At 71.7% G+C, this 23,642-nt stretch carries 25 protein-coding genes and 3 pseudogenes; 22 read left to right on the forward strand and 6 right to left on the reverse strand.

Annotated elements, in window-relative coordinates:
- The first annotated feature begins 1 nt into the window (after position 1).
- Positions 2 to 424 (forward strand): c-type cytochrome, encoded by a 423-nt coding sequence (locus CSEG_RS04915; protein WP_013078153.1) that lies wholly within the window; start codon positions 2 to 4, stop codon positions 422 to 424.
- A 148-nt stretch (positions 425 to 572) separates the two neighbouring features.
- Here CSEG_RS04915 and CSEG_RS04920 read toward each other — a convergent pair whose 3' ends face one another.
- Positions 573 to 2,156: an aldehyde dehydrogenase (NADP(+)) gene (locus CSEG_RS04920; protein WP_013078154.1), complete on the reverse strand. Its 1,584-nt coding sequence runs from the start codon at positions 2,154 to 2,156 to the stop codon at positions 573 to 575.
- 636 nt (positions 2,157 to 2,792) lie between these two features.
- On the opposite strand from CSEG_RS04920, the gene CSEG_RS04925 reads away from it, so the two are divergent.
- A complete protein-coding gene (locus CSEG_RS04925) occupies positions 2,793 to 4,130 on the forward strand; it encodes a DNA-packaging protein (protein WP_013078155.1) in 1,338 nt (445 codons plus the stop codon).
- A gap of 27 nt (positions 4,131 to 4,157) precedes the next feature.
- Here the strand turns inward: CSEG_RS04925 and CSEG_RS04930 are convergent, their stop codons facing one another.
- Positions 4,158 to 4,601 (reverse strand): endonuclease domain-containing protein, encoded by a 444-nt coding sequence (locus CSEG_RS04930; protein ID WP_013078156.1) that lies wholly within the window; start codon positions 4,599 to 4,601, stop codon positions 4,158 to 4,160.
- On the opposite strand from CSEG_RS04930, the pseudogene CSEG_RS04935 reads away from it, so the two are divergent.
- From CSEG_RS04935 to CSEG_RS04945, 3 genes and pseudogenes are all read left to right on the forward strand, one after another.
- A pseudogene (locus tag CSEG_RS04935) lies at positions 4,573 to 5,864 on the forward strand (phage portal protein). The gene CSEG_RS04930 and the pseudogene CSEG_RS04935 overlap by 29 nt on opposite strands.
- Positions 5,861 to 6,109, forward strand: a complete 249-nt coding sequence (locus tag CSEG_RS04940; RefSeq protein ID WP_013078158.1) for a hypothetical protein — start codon at positions 5,861 to 5,863, stop codon at positions 6,107 to 6,109. Before CSEG_RS04935 ends, CSEG_RS04940 begins: the two are co-directional and overlap by 4 nt.
- A complete protein-coding gene (locus tag CSEG_RS04945; RefSeq protein ID WP_013078159.1) occupies positions 6,106 to 6,525 on the forward strand; it encodes an HK97 family phage prohead protease in 420 nt (139 codons plus the stop codon). The genes CSEG_RS04940 and CSEG_RS04945 overlap by 4 nt, the downstream gene beginning before the upstream one ends.
- Here the strand turns inward: CSEG_RS04945 and CSEG_RS04950 are convergent.
- The gene (locus CSEG_RS04950; protein ID WP_013078160.1) at positions 6,506 to 6,856 is read right to left on the reverse strand and encodes a VOC family protein; all 351 of its coding nucleotides are present in this window, start codon (positions 6,854 to 6,856) and stop codon (positions 6,506 to 6,508) included. The genes CSEG_RS04945 and CSEG_RS04950 overlap by 20 nt on opposite strands.
- 185 nt (positions 6,857 to 7,041) lie before the next feature.
- Between CSEG_RS04950 and CSEG_RS04955 the strand changes: the two genes are divergently transcribed.
- On the forward strand, positions 7,042 to 8,265 hold the full coding sequence (locus CSEG_RS04955; RefSeq protein WP_013078161.1) for a phage major capsid protein: 1,224 nt from the start codon (positions 7,042 to 7,044) through the stop codon (positions 8,263 to 8,265).
- 81 nt (positions 8,266 to 8,346) lie between these two features.
- Here the strand turns inward: CSEG_RS04955 and CSEG_RS23720 are convergent.
- Positions 8,347 to 8,430, reverse strand: a pseudogene (locus tag CSEG_RS23720) (hypothetical protein); the annotation flags it as partial.
- On the opposite strand from CSEG_RS23720, the gene CSEG_RS21890 reads away from it, so the two are divergent.
- From CSEG_RS21890 to CSEG_RS04970, 3 genes are read left to right on the forward strand one after another with little or no spacing between them, the layout of a single operon-like run.
- Positions 8,431 to 8,715 (forward strand): head-tail connector protein, encoded by a 285-nt coding sequence (locus tag CSEG_RS21890; RefSeq protein ID WP_013078162.1) that lies wholly within the window; start codon positions 8,431 to 8,433, stop codon positions 8,713 to 8,715. It begins immediately after the preceding pseudogene.
- Positions 8,712 to 9,104: a DUF3168 domain-containing protein gene (locus CSEG_RS21895; protein WP_013078163.1), complete on the forward strand. Its 393-nt coding sequence runs from the start codon at positions 8,712 to 8,714 to the stop codon at positions 9,102 to 9,104. Before CSEG_RS21890 ends, CSEG_RS21895 begins: the two co-directional genes overlap by 4 nt.
- A 15-nt stretch (positions 9,105 to 9,119) precedes the next feature.
- Complete coding sequence (locus tag CSEG_RS04970) at positions 9,120 to 9,536, forward strand: phage major tail protein, TP901-1 family (protein ID WP_013078164.1); 417 nt, start codon at positions 9,120 to 9,122, stop codon at positions 9,534 to 9,536.
- 2 nt (positions 9,537 to 9,538) lie between these two features.
- On the opposite strand, the pseudogene CSEG_RS23205 reads toward CSEG_RS04970, so the two are convergent.
- Positions 9,539 to 9,679, reverse strand: a pseudogene (locus CSEG_RS23205) (hypothetical protein); the annotation flags it as partial.
- A 16-nt stretch (positions 9,680 to 9,695) separates the two neighbouring features.
- Between CSEG_RS23205 and CSEG_RS04975 the strand changes: the two are divergent.
- The 4 genes from CSEG_RS04975 (at position 9,696) to CSEG_RS21455 (ending at position 11,173) form a co-directional block, all read left to right on the forward strand.
- Positions 9,696 to 9,980: a GTA-gp10 family protein gene (locus tag CSEG_RS04975; protein WP_013078165.1), complete on the forward strand. Its 285-nt coding sequence runs from the start codon at positions 9,696 to 9,698 to the stop codon at positions 9,978 to 9,980.
- Positions 9,977 to 10,159, forward strand: coding sequence for a phage tail assembly chaperone (locus CSEG_RS04980; protein WP_013078166.1), 183 nt, complete (start codon positions 9,977 to 9,979; stop codon positions 10,157 to 10,159). The genes CSEG_RS04975 and CSEG_RS04980 overlap by 4 nt, the downstream gene beginning before the upstream one ends.
- Entirely contained in the window at positions 10,156 to 10,677 is a 522-nt protein-coding gene (locus tag CSEG_RS04985) for a hypothetical protein (RefSeq protein WP_013078167.1), read from the forward strand. The genes CSEG_RS04980 and CSEG_RS04985 overlap by 4 nt, the downstream gene beginning before the upstream one ends.
- 94 nt (positions 10,678 to 10,771) lie before the next feature.
- The gene (locus tag CSEG_RS21455) at positions 10,772 to 11,173 is read left to right on the forward strand and encodes a DUF4437 domain-containing protein (protein ID WP_013078168.1); all 402 of its coding nucleotides are present in this window, start codon (positions 10,772 to 10,774) and stop codon (positions 11,171 to 11,173) included.
- Between the two features lie 41 nt (positions 11,174 to 11,214).
- Here CSEG_RS21455 and CSEG_RS04995 read toward each other — a convergent pair whose 3' ends face one another.
- Entirely contained in the window at positions 11,215 to 11,679 is a 465-nt protein-coding gene (locus CSEG_RS04995; protein WP_013078169.1) for a DUF805 domain-containing protein, read from the reverse strand.
- 147 nt (positions 11,680 to 11,826) lie between these two features.
- On the opposite strand from CSEG_RS04995, the gene CSEG_RS05000 reads away from it, so the two are divergent.
- The 9 genes from CSEG_RS05000 (at position 11,827) to CSEG_RS05040 (ending at position 23,582) form a co-directional block, all read left to right on the forward strand.
- Positions 11,827 to 12,459, forward strand: coding sequence for a DUF2460 domain-containing protein (locus CSEG_RS05000; protein ID WP_013078170.1), 633 nt, complete (start codon positions 11,827 to 11,829; stop codon positions 12,457 to 12,459).
- A complete protein-coding gene (locus tag CSEG_RS05005) occupies positions 12,459 to 13,091 on the forward strand; it encodes a baseplate hub domain-containing protein (protein ID WP_013078171.1) in 633 nt (210 codons plus the stop codon). The genes CSEG_RS05000 and CSEG_RS05005 overlap by 1 nt, the downstream gene beginning before the upstream one ends.
- A 23-nt stretch (positions 13,092 to 13,114) precedes the next feature.
- Positions 13,115 to 13,633 carry a C40 family peptidase gene (locus CSEG_RS05010; RefSeq protein WP_013078172.1) on the forward strand — a complete coding sequence of 173 codons (519 nt, stop codon included), beginning with the start codon at positions 13,115 to 13,117 and terminating at the stop codon, positions 13,631 to 13,633.
- Positions 13,634 to 13,643: 10 nt separating this feature from the next.
- Positions 13,644 to 17,351 carry a baseplate multidomain protein megatron gene (locus CSEG_RS05015; protein WP_013078173.1) on the forward strand — a complete coding sequence of 1,236 codons (3,708 nt, stop codon included), beginning with the start codon at positions 13,644 to 13,646 and terminating at the stop codon, positions 17,349 to 17,351.
- A gap of 93 nt (positions 17,352 to 17,444) precedes the next feature.
- Positions 17,445 to 18,377, forward strand: a complete 933-nt coding sequence (locus CSEG_RS05020) for a DnaJ C-terminal domain-containing protein (protein WP_013078174.1) — start codon at positions 17,445 to 17,447, stop codon at positions 18,375 to 18,377.
- 118 nt (positions 18,378 to 18,495) lie between these two features.
- Positions 18,496 to 21,075, forward strand: a complete 2,580-nt coding sequence (locus tag CSEG_RS05025) for a porin family protein (RefSeq protein WP_013078175.1) — start codon at positions 18,496 to 18,498, stop codon at positions 21,073 to 21,075.
- A 97-nt stretch (positions 21,076 to 21,172) separates the two neighbouring features.
- Positions 21,173 to 21,493: a PepSY domain-containing protein gene (locus tag CSEG_RS05030; protein WP_013078176.1), complete on the forward strand. Its 321-nt coding sequence runs from the start codon at positions 21,173 to 21,175 to the stop codon at positions 21,491 to 21,493.
- A gap of 15 nt (positions 21,494 to 21,508) precedes the next feature.
- The gene (locus tag CSEG_RS05035; protein WP_013078177.1) at positions 21,509 to 22,186 is read left to right on the forward strand and encodes a response regulator transcription factor; all 678 of its coding nucleotides are present in this window, start codon (positions 21,509 to 21,511) and stop codon (positions 22,184 to 22,186) included.
- A 4-nt stretch (positions 22,187 to 22,190) separates the two neighbouring features.
- Positions 22,191 to 23,582, forward strand: coding sequence for an ATP-binding protein (locus CSEG_RS05040; protein WP_041538204.1), 1,392 nt, complete (start codon positions 22,191 to 22,193; stop codon positions 23,580 to 23,582).
- Positions 23,583 to 23,642: the final 60 nt, after the last annotated feature.

Genomic DNA, 23,642 nt, shown 5'->3' on the forward strand with positions numbered 1-23,642 from the left:
CATGAGAAAGCTCATTCTGGCGGTCGCCGCGCTGGCGGCCTTCCCGGCCATGGCCCAGACCCCCGCGTCCGGCGGGGGCGACACCGGCGGCGGCATCGTGCGCGCGGCCAAGCCGGTGACCGGCGAGCAAGTCTACACCCAGGTCTGCCAAGCCTGCCACATGGCCGACGCCAAGGGCGGGACGGGGGCGGGGACCATTCCCGCGCTCGCCAGCAATCCCAGGCTGGCCGGCGCGGCCTATCCGATCATGGTCGTGACCAGCGGCAAGGGCGCCATGCCCGGCTTCGTCGGCACGCTGAGCAACGCCCAGATGGCCGAGGCGATCACCTATGTCCGCACCCACTTCGGCAACGCCTACGCCAAGCCGGTGACCGAAGCGGACGTGGCGAAGCTGGCCAAGCCGCCTGCGGCGGGCGGGCATTAGACGGCGCGATCCTTCTTCCCCCTCCGGGGGGAGGAGCGCCGAAGGCGCGGAGGGGGCAAGTCCTGAGCGAAGTCACCCTACTTGCCCCCACCTGACCGCGCTTTGCGCGGTCGTCCGCCCCCAGAGGGGGCGGAAGGATGCCGTCGCCTCAGCCCACCTTCACCTTGCCATCCACGCGCCGCGCGATGCCCAGCGGGTTCTCCGTCTTCAGCTCGGCCGGCAGCAGGGCTTCCGGCAGGTTCTGGTAGCTGACCGGGCGCAGGAAGCGGGCGATGGCCAGGGTGCCGACCGAGGTCGTGCGGCCGTCGCTGGTGGCCGGGAACGGACCGCCGTGGACCATGGCCGGCGCCACCTCGACGCCGGTGCCGAAGCCGTTCACGAGAATACGGCCGGCCTTCATTTCCAGGGTCGGCAGCAGGGCGGCGACGATCGGATGGTCGGCCTCGTCCATGTGGATGGCGATGGTCAGTTGGCCCTCGACGGCGGCCACGACCTTCTCCAGCTCGGCCTGGTCGGCGGCGCGGACCACCACCGAGGCCGCGCCGAACACTTCCTCGTGCAGGTGCGGATTGGCCAGGAAGTCCTTGGCCGCGACGCTGAACAGGGCCGCGCGGCCGGTGTGGCTGCCGTCGGGACCCGGGATGCCGCGCGCGACCGTGGTCACTTCCTTGGCTTCGGTCAGGGCCGCGACCCCATGGGCGAAGGCCTTGCAGATGCCCGGGGTCAGCATGACCGAGGCCGGCGCGGCCTCGACCGCCTTGCCGGCGGCCTCGACGAAGGCGTCCAGCTCGGGGCCTTCGATCGCCAGGATCAGGCCGGGATTGGTGCAGAACTGGCCCGCGCCCAGGGTCAGGGCGGCCACGAAGTCCGGAGCGATCTGCGGACCGCGCGCCTTCAGGGCGGCGGGCAGCATGATCACCGGGTTGATGCTGCTCATCTCGGCGTAGAACGGGATCGGCTCGGGACGACCTTGGGCGATGGCCAGCAAAGCGAGGCCCCCGCGGCGCGAGCCGGTGAAGCCGGCGGCCTTGACGCGCGGATCGGCGACCAGCGCCTGGCTGACCTCATAGCCGCTGTCGTGGATCATCGAAAACACGCCCGGATGCAGGCCGCAGGCGGCGACGGCGGCCTGGATGGCGCGGCCGACCAGCTCCGAGGCACCCGGGTGGGCCGGGTGAGCCTTGACGATGACCGGGCAGCCGGCCGCCAGCGCCGAGGCGGTGTCGCCGCCGGCCACCGAGAAGGCCAGCGGGAAGTTGCTCGCGCCGAACACGGCCACCGGGCCCAGCGGCACGTTGCGCAGACGCAGGTCCGGACGCGGCAGCGGCTTGCGGTCCGGCAGCGCCGGGTCGATGCGGGCTTCCAGGAAGCCGCCGTCGCGCAGCACGCCGGCGAACAGGCGCAGCTGGCCGACCGTGCGGCCGCGCTCGCCTTCCAGGCGCGGGCGGGGCAGGCCGGTCTCGGCCATGGTGCGGACGATCAGGTCATCGCCGATCGCCTCGATGTGCTCGGCGATCGATTCCAGGAAGGTCGCGCGGGTCTCGTAGGGCAGGGCGCGGTAGCCGGCGAAGGCCTCGTGGGCCAGGGCCGCGGCCGCGTCGACGTCGGCCTTGGTCGCGCCGCCGAACGCGGGCTCCAGGATCTCGCCGGTCGCCGGATTGACGCCCTTGATCTCGCCGTTGGTCCCCTTGCGGCTTTCGCCGCCGATCAGAAGCTGGCCGGTCAGATGCACGTTGGTCGTCCTGCAAGTGTTGTCGTTGTGGTCGCTATAAATGGGAGCGCTAACATGACAAGTCCATGCGCACGCGCCGGCTTTCCGCGCTGGAGCGCCGTCGCCGATCCCGAAAGGCGGCCTTTTGAACCCCGGTTCGGCGCGGGCGCCAAGCAAATCCTCCCCTAGCGTAAGGCGCGGGCCTCGCACGCCGAAGAGGAGCTCCGTCGACCCACCGCCGGCGGCCTTTGGCGCCAAGTACGGGCGTTCAGGCCGCTGTATGCTCGGCGTAGGCGGAGACGAGTCGTTCTAAATCAACGGCTTGTCACTTTTATAGCCTTCTGGATCATCCGCGTCCGCTGGCGCCGTACCTTTATGTCATGGCCCAGAAAAGCGAAGACATCGAAGCCGCCCTTAGCGCCATCGAGGAGTTGGTGGCCCTGACCTACGCCAAGGCGGCGTCTGAGATCCTGACCGCCAGCGAGGACAAGACCTCCGAAGCGCGGATGGAGATCGCCGCCAAGGCCGCGAAGGCCGGCCGAGCCATCAAGCTGTTCCGGGGGAGCGCCCGCCGGGTCGGCCGCGCGCTCTCAAGCCTGCAGCGCTCCGCCAAGGCCGACGACGGCGCAGACCGGAACAATACGGAGACCGCGATGAATGATGACGTCCCATGGAACGCCCAGCGTATCGCCGAGCTTCATGCCGAGGTGCGCGAACGACTGGCGAAGTTTGCTGGATCCCGAGAGCTTAAACACCTGGCTGAGCGGGATCGACGAGAACCGTCCGGACTTGGCGAGCCAACTGGAGGAGAGCCTTCGAACGCTCCGCATCCGGGAGGACCACCAGCTTCCCCCGCCTGACCCCTGGGTCACTTGGCTGTTCTTGGGCGGACGCGGCGCCGGCAAGACCTACGCCGGCGCGGCTTGGCTGATCGAGCAGGCCACGGCGGGCGCTCGGCTGGCCTTGGTCGGACCCACCTTCCACGACGTGCGCGAGGTGATGATCGAGGGGCCCTCGGGCCTTAAGGCGCTGTCGCTACCCGACGAGCACCCCCGCTGGGAAGCCTCGCGTCGACGCCTGGTCTGGCCCAACGGCGCGACCGCCTACGCCTTCTCGGCCGAGGATCCGGACTCCTTACGCGGCCCGCAGTTCCACGCCGCCTGGGCCGACGAGTTCTGCGCCTGGCCCAAGCCCGGCGACACCCTGGCCATGCTGCGGTTCGGCCTGCGCCTGGGGGCCGATCCGCGCCTGGTGGTGACCACCACGCCCAAGCCCCATCGGGCCCTGAAGGTGTTGATGGCCGAGCCTGGCGTGTCGCTGACCCGCGCGGGCACGAGCGCCAACGCCGGCAACCTGGCGCCCGCCTTCCTGCGGACTCTAGAGAGCCTGTATGGCGGCACGCGCCTGGCCGCCCAGGAGTTGGACGGGGTGATCGTCGAGACCGACGGCGGCCTGTTCCGCGCCGAGGACCTGGCGCGCTGCCGGGCCGCCCGGCCGGCGCGCCTGGACCGCGTCGTCGTGGCCGTCGACCCGCCCGCCACCGCCGGCGGCGACGCCTGCGGGATCGTGGTCGTCGGCCGAAGGGACGACCGCGCCTTCGTCCTGGCCGACGAGACGGCGCGGGGGCTGTCTCCCGCCGGCTGGGCGGCGAGGGCGGTCGCGGCCGCGCGGGCCTGGTCCGCCGACGCCCTCGTGGCCGAGGCCAACCAGGGTGGCGACATGGTGAGGTCCGTGCTCGCCCAGGCCGATCCGCCGTGCCGGGTGAAACTGGTGCGCGCGAGCGTTGGCAAGCGGGCGCGGGCCGAGCCGGTGGCGGCTTTGTATGAACAGGGCCGGGTCCTGCACTGCGGGTCCTTCGTGGCGCTGGAGGAGGAGCTGATGGCGCTCGGCTCCGGCGACCTGGAACACAGCCCCGACCGCGCCGACGCCCTGGTCTGGGCGGTGAGCGAGTTGATGCTGGGTCCGGCGCAGAGGCCGAGGCTGAGGGCGCTATAACCGCCACGATGCCCCCACCTGACCGCGCTATCGCGCGGTCGTCCGCCCCCGGAGGTGGCGGAAGGCGCGCGATCCTTCTTCCCCCTTCGGGGGAGGAGGATGCGCAGCATCCGGAGGGGGCATGTGAGTGATGTATTCTCGGATTGTCGAGAGCGTGTCGTCCACGGACGCCATGACCTCGTGCGCAGGAATCCGCAGTGTGCGGACGCCCTGCGCGAGGAGCCACCGATCTCTGGCCAGGTCTCGCCCTGGCCTCGACCCGACGCAGTGCGCGTAGCTATCCACCTCGACCGCCAAGCGCAGCGCCGCGCAGTAGAAATCGAGCACATAGGGCCCGATCGGATGCTGGCGGCGGAACTTGTGGCCGTCCAGGCCGCCGCGCCTGAGCGCGTGCCACAGGTTCATTTCCGGCTTCGACATTTCCTTCCTGAGGCGGCGCGCATTGGCCACCGTCGCCTTGGGCGCTGACATCGCGAACTCCCTGACTTGCCCCCTCCGGGCCTGCGGCCCTCCTCCCCCGGAGGGGGAAGAAGGATGTCCGCTCAATCCTACATTGTTCCTGTTTTGTTCTCAACCTTCCCGGAGCGCCACCCCATGCTCTTCCCCAAACCGCGCCCGCCCGAGCGCAAGGACTCCCGCGCCGCGCGGCTGATCGCGCTGACCACCGGTGGGCGGCCGCAGTGGACGCCGCGGGACTATGGCGCGCTGGCCGCCGAGGGGTTCGCCAAGAACCCCGTCGCCTATCGCTGCGTCCGTATGATCGCCGAGGCTGCCGCCGCGACGCCGCTGGCGGTGTTCGTCGAGGGCCGTCGCGCCGACGATCATCCGCTCAAGCGCCTGCTCGATCGCCCCAATCCCGAGCAGGGCGGGCCGGATCTGATGGAGGCGTTCTTCGGGAACCTGCAGGTCGCCGGCAACGGCTATCTGGAAGCGGCGGGCGACGCCCAGCCCGCCGAGCTCTACGCCCTGCGCCCCGACCGGATGACCGTAGTCCCCGGACCGCGCGGCTGGCCGCTGGCCTATGACTATCAAGCCGCCGGGCGCACGGTCCGCATCGGCCGCGACGGCGACGGCTGGCTGCCGGTGCTGCACCTGAAGCTCTTCAACCCGACCAGCGACCACTACGGCTTTTCGCCGCTCGAAGCGGCGGCTTTCGCGATCGACGTGCACAACGCCTCCAGCGCCTGGAACAAGGCGCTGCTGGACAACTCGGCCAGGCCCTCCGGCGCGCTGGTCTATTCGTCGAAGGACGCCGGCGATCGCCTGACCGACGAGCAGTTCGACCGGCTGAAGACCGAGCTGGCCAACGCCCATTCCGGCCAGGCCAACGCCGGCCGGCCGCTGTTGCTGGAGGGCGGTCTCGACTGGCGGGCCATGTCGCTGACGCCGGCCGAGATGGACTTCACCGAGGGCAAGCACGCCGCCGCCCGCGAGATCGCCCTGGCGTTCGGGGTCCCGCCGCAACTGCTCGGCATCCCCGGCGACAACACCTACGCCAACTACCGCGAGGCCAACGCCGCCTTCTGGCGCGGGACGGTGGTTCCGCTGGCCGAGCGGGCGGCGCGGGCCCTGACCGCCTGGCTGGCCGTGAAGTTCCCCGGCGCGCGGATCGCCCCCGACCTCGACGCCGTCCCGGCCCTGTCGGCCGAGCGCGACGCCCTGTGGAGCCGGCTGGAGACCGCGTCCTTCCTCACCGACGCCGAGCGTCGGCGGCTGGCGGGGCTGGAGCATTGAGCGGCGCGGTCACCCGCTGGCGGCTGGACCGGCAGGTCTCGGCCGCCGTGCTGGTCGCCGTGGCGCTGCAGGCCGCCGCCGCCCTGCTGTGGGCCGGCAAGGCCTCGGCGCGGATCGACGAGATGCAGCGCCGGCTCGAGGCCCAGGCCCCGGTCGCCGAGCGCCTGGCGCGCCTGGAGGCCCAGGCCGACGCCACCCGCCAGTCGCTGAACCGCATCGAAGCCAAGCTGGAGCGCAGCCGATGACCGACGAGGCCCTGAAGATCGAAGGCTACGCGTCCCTGTTCTGGACCCGCGACCTCAATGACGACGTCACCGCCGCCGGCGCCTTCGCCGAGAGCCTGGCGGCCGGGGCGCCCGTGACGATGCTGCACCAGCACGACGAGGCCGAACCGATCGGCGTCTGGGACGAGGTCGTCGAGGACGCCAAGGGCCTGTTCGTGCGCGGGCGCATCCTGCGGGCCACGCCACGCGGTAGGCTCGTCGCCGCCTTGGTCGAGGCCGGCGCGCTGGACGGACTGTCGATCGGCTTTCGTCAGGTGAAGGCGCGCACCCAGGGCCGCCTGCGCGTGTTGTCCCGCGTGGAGCTGTGGGAGGTGTCGATCGTCACCTTCCCGATGCTGCCGGACGCTCGGCTGAAGATCAGTTCCGGATCAGCCTGAGCAAGGTGCCGTCCGGGTCGATCAGGGCGGCCATGAGCTTCTTGTCGCCGGGCGGGTGGAGGCGGGGGAAGCCCTCGGCCTTCTCCTCGATCCCGGCCTCCAGGCAGACCGCGTAGAAACCTTCGAGGTCGTCCAGGCGCAGGCAGCAGGCGAAGTTGCTCCGATCCGGCTTCAGGCCCGGGAACGGGAAGAACTCCAGCGTGAGTCTGCCGCGCTCCAGCACCATCCAGCCCGGGTCGCGCGAGGCCCGCTCGAAGCCGAGGGACGCATAGAAGCTCTCGGTGGCGTCGAAGTCGCTGGACGGAAGGTTCGGCGTGGCGCGGTCAGGCATGGCGTCAGCGTCGCGTGAAGGCGCGAGGCTGGCAATAGGAGATCCTCCCCCGCGTCGCGGGGGAGGTGGCCCAGAGGGCCGGAGGGGGCGAGCTCGGCATCGTCCAGTTAGCCCCCTCAGTCGGCTTCGCCGACAGCTCCCCCGCATCGCGGGGGAGCATCTGTCACCTCTTCTCGGAGAACCCCATGAAGGAAACCAAACACGCGGCCTCGCCCGAGGCCCGCGCGGCGCTGGCTGACGTCCTGACCGCGTTCGAGAGCTTCAAGGCCGCCAATGACGCGCGCCTGGCGGCCATCGAGACCAAGCGGGCCGACGTCCTGCTGGAGGAGAAGGTCGGCCGCATCGACGAGGCCGTCTCGCGCGCCCAGGACCGCCTGGACCGCATCCTGTCCGACCTGCGCCGGCCTTCTCTTTCGGCTGATGCGCCCCAGGCGCATGTCGACGAGCGCAAGGCCGCCTTCGACCGCTATGTGAAGACCGGCGAGACGCCGGCGGCTTTGCTCGAAGCCAAGGGGCTGTCGGAAGGAACGGCCACGGCCGGCGGCTATGTCGCCCCGCCGGAGCTGGAGCGGCTGATCCTGCGTCGCCTGGCGGCCACTTCGCCCATGCGCGAGATCTGCCAGGTGCGCACCATCGGCGCCGGGACCTTCCGCAAGCCGGTCTCGCCCACGGGCCTGGCCGCCGCCTGGGTGGCCGAGACCGCCGCGCGGCCCGAGACCACGGCCCCGACCCTGGACGTCATCGACTTCCCGGCCGGCGAACTCTACGCCAGCCCGGCCGCGACCCAGGCCCTGCTGGACGACGCCTATGTCAGCATCGACGAGTGGCTGGCCGAGGAGGTGCAGGACGCCTTCGCCGCCCAGGAGACGTCCGCCTTCATCAGCGGCGACGGGGTCAACAAGCCCAAGGGCCTGCTCGCCTACACCGCCGCGCCGGACGCCAGCTACACGTGGGGGCAGGTGGGCTACCTGGCCACCGGCGTCGCCGGCGGCTGGACGGCGTCCAACCCGACCGACAAGCTGATCGACCTGATCTACGCGACCAAGACCCAGTACCGCCAGAACGGCCGCTTCGTGATGAACCGCCGCACGGTCAGCGCCGTGCGCAAGTTCAAGGACAGCCAGGGCAACTACATCTGGAACGCGGCCTTGCAGCCGGGCCAGTCGGCGAGCCTGCTCGGCTTCCCGGTCACCGAGATCGAGGCCATGCCCGACGTGGCCGCCAACGCCCTGGCCGTGGCGTTCGGCGACTTCGAGAAGGGCTACCTGATCGTCGACCGCGCCGGCGTGCGCGTGCTGCGCGACCCGTATTCGGCCAAGCCGCACGTCCTCTTCTACACCACCAAGCGCGTCGGCGGCGGCGTGCAGAACTTCGACGCGATCAAGCTGCTGAAGTTCGCGGCGAGCTAGTCGTCCCTAGCGCCCCCTCCGTCTCGCCGCGCGCGCGGCGATCCACCTCCCCCGTTTGCACGGGGGAGGATGAAAGTCCCCCATCCTCCCTCGCGAAGCGGGGGAGGTGGCGCGGCGCGGATACGCGCCGTGACGGAGGGGGCGCTCCCTTTTCGAAAGCCCCCCATGCCCCAATCCCTCACCCTGGCCGAGGCCCGGGCGTTCCTGCGCGTCTCCGACGCCGCGGAAGATACGGTCCTCACCCTCCTGATCGACGCCGCCGAGGCCCGCGTCGCGGCCGCGGCCGGGCTCGCCCTGACCGCCGCGAGCCCCGCGCCGCTGCGCCTGGCCGTCCTCACCCTGGTCGCCCACGCCTACGAGCATCGTGGCTCTCTAAGCGAGAACGGGGGAGAGCCCTCGCTGGCCCTCGTCGAGCCGTGGCTGACCCCTTACCGAAAGGCCCGGCTGTGACCGACAAGCCCCTGATCGACGCCCTGGTCGCGACGCTGAAGGCCGCGCCCGCCGTCACCGCTGTCGCCGGCCAGCGGATCTACGCCACCGCCCCGCGGCTGCCGACCTATCCCTGCGTCGTCGTCACGCGGTCCGAGGGGCGTCCGCTCTCCGAGGGCGACGCGATCGAACACCTGCTGACCCTGACCTGCGCCAGTCGCTTCGGCGGGCCGGAGGAGGCGCGGGCCCTGGTCGCCGCCGTCCGCGCGGCGTTGCACGACGCCCGGCCGACGCTCAGCGGCCGGCGGCTCGTCACCCTGCGCGTCCCCTACGCCGACTGCTTCACCGGCGCCGATCGCGAGACCACGCTCGGGATCGTCCGCGTGCGGGCGGTCACCGAAACCCTTTAGGACAAGGAGCTCCCCATGGCCGCCCAAGCCGGCAAGGACATGCTGCTGAAGATCAGCGACGGGGCCGCGAGCCCGACCTTCCACACCGTCGCGGGCCTGCGCGCGCGCACGCTCAGCCTCAACGCCAAGACCATCGACGCCACCGACAGCGACAGCGCCGGCCGCTGGCGCGAGCTGCTGGCGGGGGCGGGGGTGAAGTCGGTGGCCGTGTCGGGCTCGGGGATCTTCCGCGACGCGCCCTCGGACGCCCAGGTGCGGACGAGCTTCTTCGACCAGTCGGCGCGGACCTGGCGGCTGGTGATCCCCGACTTCGGCCAGCTGGAGGGCCCTTTCCTCGTCGCGGCCCTCGAGTACGCCGGGGAGCACGACGGCGAGGCCGCCTTCGCCATCAGCCTGGCCAGCGCCGGGGCGGTAACGTTCACGGCGATCTAGGATCAGCCAGCGCCCCCACCGTCACGATGCTTCGCATCGCGCCACCTCCCCCGCGTCGCGGGTGAGGAGGGTGTTCATCCTCCCTCGTGCAACGGGGGAGGTGGATCGGCGCGGATACGCGACGAGACGGAGGGGGCGCTCCTGAAAGGACCCCCATCCATGCTCCCGCCCAACCCCGCGCGCGGCGAGGTCGTCGTGACCTTGGCCGGCGCGCCGCGACGTCTGTGCCTGACCCTGGGCGCTCTGGCGCGCATCGAGGCCGCGCTTGGCCTCGCCGACTGGTCTCAACTGCCCGATCGCATCGCCACGCTCAGCGCCGCCGACCTGTCCGCCGTGCTGGCCGCGCTGCTGGAGGGCGGCGGGGAGGCGCCCGAAATCGCCGTCCGCGCCACCGTCCCGGAGGCCGCCTCGGCCCTGGCCGCCGCCCTCGTGGCCTGCGCGTGAGCGCCTGGTCCGCGCCGCTGCGTCTGGCGGTGTCGCTGGGGCTGTCGCCCGAGACCTTCTGGCGCCTGTCGCTGAAGGAATGGCGGGCGCTGACGGAAGCGCCGCCCGCGCTAGCGCCGTCCCGCGCCGACCTCTCCGCCCTGATCGCCCGCTATCCCGACGAGGAGACCCCGCCATGAGCTTCGAGCAAGACGGCTTTTCCAAGAACGATCTGTCCGCCGTGCCCGCCCGGGCCGCCGAGGCCGCCGCCGCCCTGGACGCCCTGAAGGCGCCCGCCGAGCGGGCGGCGCGCTCGATCGACGACGCCTTCGCCCGCGCCGGGGCGTCGCTGGTCCGCTCGCTGTCGCGGGCGGCTTCCGATGGGCAGGTGTCGCTGGCGGAGCTGGCCCGCGCGGTCCTCGGCGCGGCCGGGGCGGCGCTGAAGGGCGGGGGCCTTACCGAGGCGCTGTCGAAGAGCTTTGCGGGCGCCAGGGCCGACGGCGGCCCGGTGCTGCCCGGCGGCGCCTATCTGGTCGGCGAGCGCGGGCCGGAGGTGTTCCGCCCGGCCTCGACGGGGAGCATCGAACCCGTCTCAGGCGGCGGGGTGTCGGTGACGATCAACGTCCAGGGCGGCGAGGCTCAGGGCCTGATCCGCTCCGACGCCCAGATCGCCCAGGCTCTGGCCCGGGCGGTCAGCTTGGGGGCGCGGAGGCTGTAGAGACGCTCGAAGCGCCTGGGCGATGAGGACGACCGGAGACAGCGGCGCGAGGCGCTGTATAGTCGTGGCGTCTTTTCTAGCGACGAGGCGGGCTATGGCTTTGACGCCGATGTTTTTGGCCATGGCCGTGCAGGCGGCGCCCGTAACCATCGCGATCGACGACGCCCGCTTCGCGCCCATAGATCCGCGCAACCCGAATGGGCCTCAGATCGCCGTTCTGCGCGGTGATCCGGCCGCCGGCCCGTCCGATATGCTGATGCGCTTTTCCCGCGGACAAGGCGTGCCCCACGTCCACTCGTCGGACTATCGGCTCGTCGTGGTCGAGGGCGTGATGACCCACGCCAAGGCCGGCGAGGAGGCCGGCGCCAAGCCGCTGGGCCCCGGCAGTTACTGGTTCCAGCCTGGCGAACAGCCGCATGTCGACGGTTGCCTGAGCGAGCGCTGCACCATGTTCATCAGCTGGTCAGGCAAGCGCGACGCCCGTCGGGCCCCCTAGCGCTTCGGCGGACAAGCGTGGGCGCGCGGGCTCCTCGATCCCTACAGCGCCACGGCGGTCGTGTTGGGCGGGGGCGAGCCGTACCTGTTGTCGTTGGGCTGGCCCAGGCTGCAGCCGACCCACAGGGTGAAGGCCAGCCAGATCGCGAAGGCGATGAAGCACGAGACGAAGAAGCCGCCCAGCGCGGTCAGGGCCGCGATCTCGGGCTCGCCGCTGGTCAGGGCCGCGATGGCCGGCAGGACGCCGACCGACAAGGCCGAGCCCATGATCAGGACCGGACCCAACACCCACGGCAGCACCTGCCACCAGCCGGTCTGACCCATGTCGTGCAGGCGCTTGGAATGGATGCAGACGCTGGAATAGATCGTGGCCAAGGCGATGATGTTGCCGATCACGGGCAGCCAGCCCACGGCCATGTTGACGCCCAGCAGGACGAGCCAGCCGATCCAGAACGCTTGCCGGCCGATGCGGCCTTCCGGCGACAGGAACAGGGTCTTCCAATCCATATCGGTCTCCAATCTCGACTCCATAGGTAGGAGCCGAAGACCCGCCAATGAAGTGAAAAGCGGGTCATGACCAAGACTTAATGGCGTTTGGCCGGTCTTGGCGCGCGTTCCCGTCAAATTTCGCAAAACCTTTTCGTGAGGATCGCCATGAGCGAGTTCCATGAAGCGCGCCTGCCCGCGCGTCTCGCCTTCGGCTGCGCCGGCGGCGTCGAATGGCGCACCGACATCGTCGCCCTGGCCTCGGGCGCCGAGCAGCGGACCAGCGCCTGGGCGCGCGGTCGCCGCCGCTACCTGATCGCCACCGCCGCTCGCCCTCTGGATGAGCTGGCCGAGCTTCTGGCCTTCTTCGAGGCGCGGCGAGGGCGGCTGGCGGGGTTCCGGTTTCGCGACCCGGCCGACTTCAAGTCCTGCGCGCCCTCGGCCCAGCCGGCCGCGACCGACCAGCGGATCGGGACGGGTGACGGAAGCCGCAAGATCTTCGAACTGACCAAGGTCTACGGGGCGGGACCGACCGCCCTGGCGCGACCGATCGCCAAGCCGGTGGCCGGGACGGTCAAGGTCGCGGTGGCGGGCGTGGTGCTGGCGGCGGGCGCCTTCTCGGTCGATGTCGCGACCGGCCTTGTCACGCTGTCGACCGCGCCGGCCGCCGGCGCGGCGGTGACGGCGGGGTTCGAGTTCGACACGCCGGTGCGCTTCGACACCGACCGGCTGGACATCACGCTCGAAGGCTTCGCCGCCGGACGCGTCAGCGCCTGCGCGCTCATCGAGGTGCGTGACTGATGCGGGCGCTTCCCGAAGGGCTGGACCTGGCCCGCCTGTGTCACGCCTGGATCGTCGAACGGGCCGACGGCGTGAAGCTGGGCTTCACCGATCACGACCAAGACCTCGTCGTCGACGGCGTGGCCTGCAAGGCCAGTGGCGGCTGGAGCCCAGGCGCCAGCGAGGCCGGCGTCGGCTATGCGCCGGGGCAGGCGGCGGCCTTGGGCGTGCTGGACGACGCGGGAATCTCGGAGGTCGACCTCGACGCCGGGCTCTATGACGGCGCCAAGGTCTTCGCCCTGCGCGTGGACTGGAGCGCGCCGAGCCGTCTCGTGCGGCTGTGGACCGCGACGATCGCCGCGCTCAGCCGCGAGGGGCGGGCGTTCAAGGCGACCCTGGCCGGACCGGCGGCGGCGCTGGAGCGGGTGGCGGGGCGGACCTTCACGCGGCTGTGCGACGCGCGACTGGGCGATCCGCGCTGCGGCGTCGATCTCTCCGCCCATCCCGGCGCGACCTGCGACAAGCGCTGGGCGACCTGCGTCGGCGCGTTCGCCAATGGCGTCAATTTTCGAGGCTTCCCGACCGCGCCCGGCGAGGACTTCCTGACGCTGTACCCCGTCGAGGGCGAGCGCAACGACGGCGGGCGGCGGTGAGGGCGCATAGATGCTCCCCCGCGATGCGGGGGAGCTGTCGCGGAGCGACTGAGGGGGCAAGCGCGGCGGATGCCCAGCTCGCCCCCTCCGGCCCTCTGGGCCACCTCCCCCGCAGCGCGGGGGAGGATCTCGTCGTCACCCAAGCCCGCCTCTGGCTCGGAACCCCCTACCGTCACCAGGCCTCGACCCTCGGCGCGGGCTGCGACTGCCTGGGGCTGGTGCGTGGCGTCTGGCGGGCGATTCACGGCGTCGAGCCGGAAGCTCCGCCGCCCTACCGCCCCGACTGGGCCGAGGTCGGCGAGCGGGAGCTCCTGCTCGAGGCGTTCGCCCGCTGGCTGGCGCCGGTCCCGCTGTCCGGCGCCCGTCCCGGCGACGTCCTGGTCTTCCGCATGGCGCCCGGGGCGGTGGCCAAGCACTGCGCGATCCAGTCCGGACCCGACCGGATGATCCACGCCTACTGGGGCCGCGCCTGCGTCGAGAGCGCCCTGGGGCGCTGGTGGCGCGAGCGTCTGGTCGCGGTGTTCCGTTTTCCCTCCGTCTGAGGAGCATCCCATGGCTCAAGTCATCCTCTCCAGCGTCGGCGCGGCGATCGGCGGGCCGCTGGGCGCCGTGGCCGGGGCGGCGGTGGGCGCGGCGGTCGACCAGGCCGCGCTGTCGGCGCTGTCGCCCGCGCGGCAGGTCGGTCCGCGCATTCCGGAGCTGCGCCTGACCGGCGCCGCCGAGGGCGCGGCCCTGCCGTGCGTGTTCGGTCGCGCGCGGGTCGGCGGCCAGGTGATCTGGGCCGCGCGCTTCCGCGAGAAGCGGGTCGAGGGGCGCGTCGGCGGCTCCAAGGGCCAGAAGACGACCTCGTACGCCTACAGCCTGTCGTTCGCCGTGGCGGTGGCCGAGGGGCCGATCGATGGCGTCGGCCGGGTCTGGGCCGATGGACGGGTCATGGACCTCTCGAGCGCGACGATGCGCGTGCATCTGGGGACCGAGGACCAGGCGCCCGATCCGCTGATCGCCGCCATCGAAGGCCTGGCGCCGGCCTATCGCGGCGTCGCCTATGTGGTCTTCGAGGATCTGCCCCTAGAGGCGTTCGGAAACCGCCCGCCGCAGCTGTCGTTCGAGGTGTTCCGGCGGCCGCGCGCGCCGGGCGATCCGCCGGGGCTGGAGGAGCGGCTGCGCGGGGTCTGCCTGATCCCAGGCGCGGGCGAGTTCGTCTATGCGACCGAGGCGGTCCTGCGCCGCGAGGGCCTGACCCGCACCGCCAGCGAGAGCGTCCATAACGCTGACGGCCGCGCCGATCTGGTCGTGGCGCTGGACCAGCTGCAGGCGCAGCTGCCGAACGTCGATCACGTCACCCTGGTCGTCGCCTGGTTCGGGACCGACCTGCTCTGTGGCCAGTGCCAGATCCGGCCGGGCGTCGAGCAGGCGGCCAAGGACACCTTGCCGGTCGCCTGGAGCGTGGCGGGCGTCGATCGCTCCGGCGCGCACCTCGTCTCGCTGAAGGACGGGAAACCGGCCTATGGCGGCACGCCGGCCGACGTGGTGGTGCTGCAGGCGATCGCCGAGCTGAAGCGGCGAGGGCTGAAGGTCACGCTCTATCCGTTCATCCTGATGGACACGCCGCCGGGCCAGCCGGCCTATCCCTGGCGTGGCCGGATCGCCTGCGAGACGGGGGCGGATGGTGCTGCGGCCGCGACGGCCCAGGTGAACGCCTTCTTCGACGGTGAGTGGGGCCTGCGCCGGATGGTGTTGCACCAGGCCAGTCTCGCGGCCCAAGCCGGCGGCGTGGACGGCTTCGTCATCGGCTCGGAGTTGCGCGGCATGACCACGACGCGCGGGCCGGGCGGGACCTATCCCGCGGTCGCCAAGCTGAGGAGCCTGGCCGCCGAGGTTCGCGGCGTGCTGGGCGCGACCCCCAAGCTCGGCTACGCGGCCGACTGGAGCGAGTATTTCGGCCACCAGCCCGCCGACGGGACGGGCCACGCAGTGTTCCACCTCGATCCGCTATGGGCCGATCCCAACATCGATTTCATCGGCGTCGACTGGTATCCGCCGATCACCGACTGGCGCGAGGGCGAGGCGCATCTGGACGCCGCCGCCGGCTTCCTGGGCCCTCACGATCCGACCTATCTGCGCGCGGGCCTGACCGGCGGCGAGGGCTTCGACTGGTACTATCCGAGCCAAGCGGCGCGCGACTCCCAGGTCCGCAGCCCGATCACCGACGGCGCCCATGGCGAGGCCTGGATGTTCCGGCCCAAGGACCTGAAGGCCTGGTGGAGCAACGCGCACTTCGACCGCCCCGGCGGCGTCCGCGCGGCGACGCCGACGGCCTGGGCTCCGCGCTCCAAGCCGATCCGCCTGACCGAGTTCGGCTGCCCGGCGGTCGACAAGGGAAGCAATTCGCCGAACCTCTTCATCGACCCGAAGAGCTCGGAGAGTTTCCTGCCGCCGTATTCGACCGGCGAGCGCGACGACTTCGGCCAAAGGCGCTGCCTGGAGGCGGTGCTGGCCTGGCTGGACGAGCCGAGCGCCAACCCGGTCTCGCCGGTCTATGGCGGGCCGATGATCGAGGCGGCCAGCGCCTGGTGCTGGGACGCGCGGCCGTTCCCCGACTTCCCGGCCCGCGCCGACGTCTGGGCGGATGGGAGTTCCTGGACCCTGGGCCACTGGCTGACGGGCCGCGCCGGGATCGCGCCGCTGCCCGAACTGATCCGGGCCTTGGGCGCCCGCGCTGGGGTTTCGATCGATCCGGGTGAGGCCGGCGGGGCGGTGGGCGGCTATGTGGTCGATCGGCCAATGCGCCTGCGCGACGCCCTCTCGCCGCTGACCGAGGCCTTCGCGCTGGATCCGGTCGAGCGCGGCGACCACGTGCGGATGATGGCCCGCTCGGGCCGCGTGGCGGGCGCCCTGGCCGAGGCCGACCTCGTGCGACCCGACGACGGTGTGACCGAGCGCGAAACCCGCGTGCTGGAGCCCGCCGCCGAGACCTTGCGCCTGCGCTTTCTGGACGCCGGCCGCGACTATCAGGTGGGCGCGATCGTCGTGCGGCGCGAGCAGGGGGCGGGGACGCGCGACGCCGACGCGCCGATCGTCCTGGCCGCGCCCGACGCCGAGGCCTGCGCCCGCCGGATGCTGGCCGCCGACGAGGCCGCGCGTCGCTCGCGGATCGTTCACCTGTCGCCCTCGGCCGCGTTGCGGCTGGAGCCCGGCGATCGCCTGGCCCACGACGGCGGCGCCTGGCGGGTGTCGCGGCTCGATCTCGACGAGCGGCCCCGTGCGACCCTGGTCCCGGTCGTGGCCGGGCAGGGCGTGGCCGGCGGCCTCGACTGGACGCCGGCCCCGCCGCGCGAGCCCGCGCCGCCGCCGGCGCTGCGCGTGCTGGACTTGCCGTCGAACGGCGCGTTGACGGATGACGCCCGTCCGCTGGTCGCCGCCGCGAGCGCGCCTTGGCGGCCGCTGGAGATCCACGCCGGCGCCGATCTCGACACGCTCAGCGTCCGGGCGCGGGTGAGCCAGCCCGCGACGCTGGGCGTGACCCTGACCGACTTCGCGCCCGCCTCGCCGCATCGCCTCGATCGGGCGGGGAGCCTGACGGTGCGAATGGAGGGGAACAGCCTGTCTTCGGCGCCGCTGGGCGCGATGCTGGCCGGTCGCAACGCTCTTGCGGTCATGGCCGCCGACGGCGCGTGGGAGGTGATCGGCTTCCGCGACGCGGCGCTGCTGTCGCCCGACGTCTGGCGTCTCTCCGGCCTGTTGCGCGGCCAGCGCGACGGCGCGGCGACCGAGACGACCGTCTTGGCGGGCGCGCCCGTGGTGCTGCTGGACGAGGCCGTGGTCCCGATGGAGGTCGCGGCTTTCGAGCGCGGCGCGCCGCTGACGGTGCGCGCCGCGCCGGCGGGCGGTCCTCCGGCGGGCGCGGGGACGAGCCAGGCGACGATCGTCTGGACCGGCCGAGCCCTGCGGCCCTTGGCGCCGGCGCATCTGCGGACGCGTGCGATCGGCGGCGATTTGCGGGTCTCGTGGATCCGCCGCGCCCGCGCCGGCGGCGACGTCTGGGCCGGCGAGGTTCCGCTGGTCGAGGGCCTCGAGCGCTATCGTGTCCGGGTGCTGGACGGCGCGGCGGTGCTGCGCGAGGTCGAGCTGTCGGAGCCTGCGTTCGTCTACACGGCGGCGATGCGAACCGCCGACGCCCCGTCGCTCGCGGCCCTGATCGAGGTCGCCCAGGCCGACGCCCTTCATGGCTGGGGCGCCGTGTCGATGACAGGGTTGTGATAAAAATGCCACATGAGGGCTTGCGCGCCGCGCTGGACGTTCTAGATGGAGGGCGTTACCCCAACCTGCCCGCAAGTTCGATGAGGACCTTCCTTGGCGCGTGACCCCTACCAGGAACTCGGCGTTTCCCGCACCGCGAGCGCGGACGAGATCCGCAAGGCGTTCCGCAAGCTCGCCAAGCAGCACCATCCTGACGCCAACCCCGGCGACAAGAAGGCCGAGGAGAAGTTCAAGCAGGTCAGCGCGGCCTTCGACATCCTGGGCGACGCCGAGAAGCGCAAGAAGTTCGACCTGGGCCAGATCGACGCCGATGGGCGCGAGACCATGCGCGGCTTCGGCGGCCAGCCCGGCAACGGGCCGTTCAACGCCGGCGGCTTCGGCCGCGGCGGCTTCCGCGTCGACGAGGGCGCCGAGATCGACCTGTCGGACCTGTTCGGCGGCATGTTCGGCGGCGGTCGCGGTCCGTTCGGTGGCGGTGGGGGCGGCCAGGCCGGCGGCTTCGCCCCGCGCGGCGCGGACGTCAAGGCCAAGCTGGAGATCGACCTGGAAGAGGCGATCAAGGGCGGCAAGAAGCGCGTGGCCTTCTCGGACGGCCGCACGATCGACGTGACCATCCCGGCCGGCGCCCAGGAAGGCCAGACTCTTCGCCTCAAAGGCCAGGGCGGCCCGGGACGCGGCGGGGCGGGCGACGCCATGATCGAACTGGCGATCAAGCCGCACCCGATCTATCGCCGCGAGGGCGAAGCGCTGGTCATGGACCTGCCGATCTCGGTTCCCGACGCGGTGCTGGGCGGCAAGGTCGAGGCCCCGACCCCCGACGGCAATGTGATGCTGAACGTGCCCAAGGGCAGCAACAGCGGCCAGACCCTGCGCCTGAAGGGCCGCGGCTTCGCCGACGCCAAGGGCAAGCGCGGCGACCTCCTGGCGCGGCTCGTCGTGACCCTTCCCGAGACGATCGACCAGGACCTCGAGAAGTTCGCCCAGGCCTGGCGTGACCAGAAGCCGTACACGCCGAAGCGGAAATGACGCTTCGCCGCGTCGCGGAGCGGCAGCGTCTTTTGGGCGCGCCTCCCAAGCTTGCCTCCAAGCCGCGCCCGTCCTAGGGAATCCCTATCCCTCTAGCGAACTGAACGGGTCCGTCTCCATGGTTCTGGTCAGCCTACTGGCGCTCATGCAGGTCGCCGCCCCGCTTCAGGAGACACCGGTTTCCCAGGCGCCGCCGGAGAGCGAGCAGACCGCGCTGATCGAGGGGCTTCTGGTCAAGGCCGTGCGGGGCAAGGCCAACGGCCCGGCCCAGCCCGAGCTGACCCTCGACGCCTCGGAGATCCAGGCCACCGGGGCCAGCACCATCGAGGACCTGGTCGCCCTGCTGGCGCCTGAAATCACCACCGGCGAACCGGACGCCCCGCCGCCGATCTACCTGGCCAACGGCCGGCGCATCTCGGGCTTCCAGGAGATCAGCGGCCTTCCCAGCCAGGCGATCGAGCGCATGGACGTGCTGCCGCCCGCCACGGCGCTGGCCTATGGCTATCGACCCAATCAGCGGGTCGTGAATTTCGTCCTGCGCAAGCGCTTCCGGTCCGTGACCGCCGAGCTGGAAGAGACCGCGACGACCCGCGAGGGGCGCACGGCCGAGCGCTTCGACGGCGACGCCTTCCGCCTGGCCGGCGACGAGCGGACGACCGTGGGCCTGGACTGGCGCCAGGAGTCGACCCTGTTCGAGGCCGAGCGCGACATCTACCGCGTCCCCTCGGCGACCTCGCCCTACGGCCTGATCGGCAATGTCGCCGGCGCATCGTTCGGCGCGGAGATCGACCCGGCTCTCTCGGCCCTCGCCGGCGGCCTCGTCACCCTGGCGCGCGCGCCGGAGGCGGCTTGGCGCGGCGCGGTCCCGCTGGGGGCCTTCGCGGCGGGCGCCGGCGATCCGGACCTGAGCGGCGTCACCGCCAACCGCAGCCTGCTGCCGTCGCTGGGCCAGGGGAACGTCAAGGCCGCCATCACCCGGGACCTCGCCCACAGCGTGGCGCTGACCGTCAGCCTGGACCTGGAGGACGCCAAGCGCACCAGCTTCCTGGGCTTGCCCGCGACCTCGGTGAAGCTGCCGGCGGCGAGCCCGTTCTCGCCGTTCGCCCAGGACGTGACCGTCTACCGGTATCTGGACGCGCCGTGGTCGCAGCTGCGCGAGCAGGACAGCTTCAAGGGTCAGCTGGCCATGGCCGCCAACGGCTATGTCCAGGACTGGCGCTGGTCCCTCAACGGGACGTACGAGCGCAACGACAACGAGACGACCACCGGCCGGGGCGTCGATTCCAGCGCCTGGAAGGCGGCCGTCGCGGCGGGCGACCCGGCGGTCAACCCGTTCGGCCCCATCCCCCGCGCCCTCCTCAAGGCCAACGCCCAGGACGTGGCCAAGTCGAGCTCCAGGACCGCCAAGGCCGAACTGGTCCTCAACGGTGACGTCGCCGAGATCCCGGCCGGCCGGGTCTCCTCGACGCTGAAGCTGGGCGGGGAGCGGGTCGAGCAGATGTCCGACGCCCTGCGCAACGGCGCGCCGATGCGCACCGACTACGATCGCCGCACGATCACGCTGCAGGGCGATATCGACCTGCCCCTGGCCAGTCGCTCGCACGATGTCGCGCCGGTGCTGGGCGAGCTGACCGCCAGCGTCAACGCCGGCTACAACATCGAGACGTTCAAGGACCGCCTGGCCTTGGGCGCCGGGCTGCAATGGTCGCCGGCCAATCTGGTCAGCGTGAACCTCAGCCTGAACGAGGAACAGTCCGCGCCGAACGCCAACCAGATCGTCGATCCGGTGGTCCTGACTCCCAGCGTCACGGTGTTCGACTTCGCCACGGGCCAGAGCGTCACCGTCAGTCGCCTCGAAGGCGGCAATCGCGCCCTGGCCAACGACCGTCGGCGCACGCTGCGGGCGGGCGTCAATCTGCGACCGATCGGGCGTGACGGCGGCGAGACCCGCCTGACGCTGAACGCCAACTATGTGCTGACTCACATCGAAGACCCGATCTCCAACTTCCCGCTGCTGACGCCGGCCCTGGAAGCGGCCTTCCCCGAGCGCTTCACGCGCAACGCCGAGGGGGTGCTGACGGCGATCGACAGCCGGCCGCTGAACTTCGACGCCATCGACCGCGAGGAGCTGCGCGGCGGCCTGAACCTGACCCGCTTCTTCGGCCGCCGGAAGCCCGGCGCGCCCAAGGGCGCCAAGCCGGACCTCAAGAACGCCGGCCAGGTGCAGCTGTCGCTGAACTACGTGCTGCGGCTGCGCGACGAGACCACCCTGCGCCAAGGCCTGCCGCCGCTGGATCTGCTGAACGGCGCCAGCACCAGCCGTCGCGGCCAGCCGCGCGAGGAGCTGACCTTCCGCGTCAACGCCTTCCGGCAGGGGCTGGGCGTCAACCTGAACGGGGCCTGGCGCGGCGGCAGCGTCATCGATACGGGCCCCACCACCGGCGCCCTGCGCTTCGAGGACCAGGCGACGGTCAACCTGTCGGCCTTCTACGAGGTGCCGCGCGACCTGAAGGCCGGGCCCGCCACGACCTTGCTGGCCGGGGCGCGCGTGACCCTGGCGGCCGACAACCTCTTTTACAGCCGCCCCGTGGCTCGGGACACCAAGGGCGCGACGCCTCAGGCCTATCAAGCCGACTACCTGGATCCGCTGGGCCGCACGGTGAAGCTGACTCTGAGGAAAAGCCTCATCGCGATGTGAGGCGGCAAAGCGTGTACGGCCGTGACAGAACGACGCAGCCCGTTCATAAGCTGGGCGTTCAGTCTCCATTCAGCCACGTTCCGTTAGACCGGAGAGCATGAAAACGATCCGCGTCATCCTCGTCGCCGCCGCGCTGGCCGCCGCCCTTCCGGGCGCGGCCTCGGCGCAGCGTCGCGGTCCTGACTCGCTGGGCGCCGACTGGCGCGCGCAGCAGGACGAGGCGCGTGGCGGCGTGCAGTCGGGCCGGCTGGTGCCGCTGTCGCGGGTGATCGAGATGATCGCGCGCCGCGTGCCGGGCCGCGTGCTGGACGCCGGCCTCGAGGGCCGCAACTACCGCGTTCGCTGGGCCACGGCGGACGGGCGTCGTATCGACTTCATCGTCGACGCCGAGACCGGCCAGATCCTGAGCGGGGGCTGAGGAGTCTCTTAGAACATGCGCATCCTGCTCGTCGAAGACGATCCCGATCTGACGCGCCAGCTGAAGCTGGCCCTGGCCGACGCCGGCTACGCGGTCGACCACGCGCCCGATGGCGAGGAAGCCCAGTTCCTGGGCGAAACCGAGCCGTATGACGCGGTGATCCTCGATCTTGGCCTGCCCAAGGTGGACGGCGTCTCGGTGCTGGAGCGCTGGCGGCGGGGCAATATCGCCACGCCGGTCCTGATCCTGACCGCGCGCGGCGCCTGGAGCGACAAGGTCGCCGGCTTCGACGCGGGCGCCGACGACTATCTGGCCAAGCCCTTCCACACCGAAGAGCTGCTGGCGCGCCTGCGGGCCCTGCTGCGCCGCTCGGCCGGCCACGCCGCCCCGTCGCTGTCCTGCGGCGCCTTGCGCCTGGACCCGCGCGCCGCCCGCGCCAGCGTCAATGGCGAGCCGCTGCGCCTGACCTCGCTGGAATACCGCCTGCTGCACTACATGATGATGCACCAGGGGCGGGTGATCGGCCGCACCGAGCTGGTCGAGCACCTGTACGACCAGGACTTCGACCGCGACAGCAACACCATCGAGGTGTTCATCGGCCGCCTGCGCAAGAAGCTGGGCGCCGAGCGGATCGAGACCGTCCGGGGCCTGGGCTATCGCCTCGCGCCGCTGCCGGGCGAAGACGCGGCCTAATCTTTTGTTGGACCTGCGCCGCCGTTCGCTGGTCCGCCGCCTGATCCTGATCGCCGGGATCTGGACCCTGCTGGTCGTGGTGATCGCCGGGGTCTTCCTGACCGCCCAGTTCCGCGGCGCGGCCATCCGGCGCTTCGACCAGTCGCTGGCGGTGCTGACCGACGATCTCTACGCGGGCTCGACGGTCGAGGCGGGCCAGCTGAAAGCGCCGTTCCTGACCGACATCCGGGCCACGCGCGCCTATTCGGGCCGCTACTGGGTGATCCTGGACAAGTCGCCCGACGGGGCGATGAAGCCGATCGAGCGCTCGCGCTCGCTGTTCGACAGCGACCTGATGCTGTCCTCGGCCCAGATCGACCAGCTGGACGCCGCGCCGGGCAAGACCCAGTACTTCGACATGCGCGGGCCGCAGGACAAGCCGCTGCGCGCCGCCGCCATCCTGACCCGCCTGCCGGGCTATCCGGATCCCGTCGTGTTCCTGGCCGCCGAGGACCGCTCGCCGATCGACGACGACGCCGACCGCTTCGCCCGCATCACCGCCTTCGCCCTGCTGATCCTGGGCGGCGGCCTGATCCTGGGCATGGTCGTGCAGGTGCGCTTTGGCCTGCAGCCGCTGTTCCGCCTGCGCCGCGAGGTCGCCTCGGTGCGGCGCGGCAAGACCGAGCGGGTCGAGGGCGTCTATCCTGAAGAACTTTCGCCGCTGGCCACCGAGCTCAACGCTCTCCTGGCGCATAACCAGGAAGTGGTCGAGCGTCAGCGCACCCACGTCGGCAACCTGGCCCATGCGCTGAAGACGCCGATCTCGGTGATGCTGACCGAGGCGAGCCAGCAGCCGGGCCAGCTGGCCGAGGTGGTCGAGCGTCAGGCCCAGACCATGCGCGAGCAGGTCGACCATCACCTGCGCCGCGCCCGCGCCGCCGCGCGCTCGCAGACCAGCGGTGAGCGCACGCCGGTCGAGCCGATCCTGGACGAGCTGGCCGTGACGCTGGAACGCATCTTCCAGGACAAGGCCGAAGGGCAGGGGATCGAGATCGACTGGCGTTGCCCCGAGGATCTGGCCTTCCAGGGCGAGAAGCAGGACCTGCTCGAACTGGTGGGCAACGTCATGGAGAACGCCGGCAAGTGGTGCCGCGGCAGGATCCGCGTCGACGCCGCGCCATCGGGCGAGGCGCGGATGATCGTCACCGTCGATGACGACGGTCCCGGCCTCCCGCCCGAGGAGCGGGCCCAGGCCCTCAAGCGCGGTCAGCGGCTGGACGAGAACGCGCCGGGCTCGGGCCTTGGCCTCTCGATCGTCGACGAGCTGGCCCGCGCCTATGGCGGCTCGGTCCAGCTTGGTGAATCGCCGATGGGCGGGTTGCGCGTCGCCCTGGACCTGCCGCGCGCCGAAACCTGACAATCGCGACGCTGTGTCGCCCGGCGGCCAGGCCAGGCTAAACCGCTTGCCGCGTTGAGT

The organism is Caulobacter segnis ATCC 21756 (assembly GCF_000092285.1).
Classification (GTDB): Bacteria; Pseudomonadota; Alphaproteobacteria; order Caulobacterales; family Caulobacteraceae; genus Caulobacter; species Caulobacter segnis.

Bases quoted from the DNA above. Each gene is read 5' to 3' on its own strand.
- CSEG_RS04915 (WP_013078153.1), top strand. From the start codon at position 2: ATGAGAAAGCTCATTCTGGCGGTCGCCGCGCTGGCGGCCTTCCCGGCC.
- CSEG_RS04925 (WP_013078155.1), top strand. From the start codon at position 2,793: ATGATGACGTCCCATGGAACGCCCAGCGTATCGCCGAGCTTCATGCCG.
- CSEG_RS04930 (WP_013078156.1), bottom strand. From the start codon at position 4,601: ATGTCAGCGCCCAAGGCGACGGTGGCCAATGCGCGCCGCCTCAGGAAG.
- CSEG_RS04945 (WP_013078159.1), top strand. From the start codon at position 6,106: ATGACCGACGAGGCCCTGAAGATCGAAGGCTACGCGTCCCTGTTCTGG.
- CSEG_RS04950 (WP_013078160.1), bottom strand. From the start codon at position 6,856: ATGCCTGACCGCGCCACGCCGAACCTTCCGTCCAGCGACTTCGACGCC.
- CSEG_RS04955 (WP_013078161.1), top strand. From the start codon at position 7,042: ATGAAGGAAACCAAACACGCGGCCTCGCCCGAGGCCCGCGCGGCGCTG.
- CSEG_RS21890 (WP_013078162.1), top strand. From the start codon at position 8,431: ATGCCCCAATCCCTCACCCTGGCCGAGGCCCGGGCGTTCCTGCGCGTC.
- CSEG_RS04970 (WP_013078164.1), top strand. From the start codon at position 9,120: ATGGCCGCCCAAGCCGGCAAGGACATGCTGCTGAAGATCAGCGACGGG.
- CSEG_RS04975 (WP_013078165.1), top strand. From the start codon at position 9,696: ATGCTCCCGCCCAACCCCGCGCGCGGCGAGGTCGTCGTGACCTTGGCC.
- CSEG_RS04985 (WP_013078167.1), top strand. From the start codon at position 10,156: ATGAGCTTCGAGCAAGACGGCTTTTCCAAGAACGATCTGTCCGCCGTG.
- CSEG_RS21455 (WP_013078168.1), top strand. From the start codon at position 10,772: ATGGCTTTGACGCCGATGTTTTTGGCCATGGCCGTGCAGGCGGCGCCC.
- CSEG_RS04995 (WP_013078169.1), bottom strand. From the start codon at position 11,679: ATGGATTGGAAGACCCTGTTCCTGTCGCCGGAAGGCCGCATCGGCCGG.
- CSEG_RS05000 (WP_013078170.1), top strand. From the start codon at position 11,827: ATGAGCGAGTTCCATGAAGCGCGCCTGCCCGCGCGTCTCGCCTTCGGC.
- CSEG_RS05005 (WP_013078171.1), top strand. From the start codon at position 12,459: ATGCGGGCGCTTCCCGAAGGGCTGGACCTGGCCCGCCTGTGTCACGCC.
- CSEG_RS05010 (WP_013078172.1), top strand. From the start codon at position 13,115: ATGCGGGGGAGCTGTCGCGGAGCGACTGAGGGGGCAAGCGCGGCGGAT.
- CSEG_RS05015 (WP_013078173.1), top strand. From the start codon at position 13,644: ATGGCTCAAGTCATCCTCTCCAGCGTCGGCGCGGCGATCGGCGGGCCG.
- CSEG_RS05025 (WP_013078175.1), top strand. From the start codon at position 18,496: ATGGTTCTGGTCAGCCTACTGGCGCTCATGCAGGTCGCCGCCCCGCTT.
- CSEG_RS05030 (WP_013078176.1), top strand. From the start codon at position 21,173: ATGAAAACGATCCGCGTCATCCTCGTCGCCGCCGCGCTGGCCGCCGCC.
- CSEG_RS05035 (WP_013078177.1), top strand. From the start codon at position 21,509: ATGCGCATCCTGCTCGTCGAAGACGATCCCGATCTGACGCGCCAGCTG.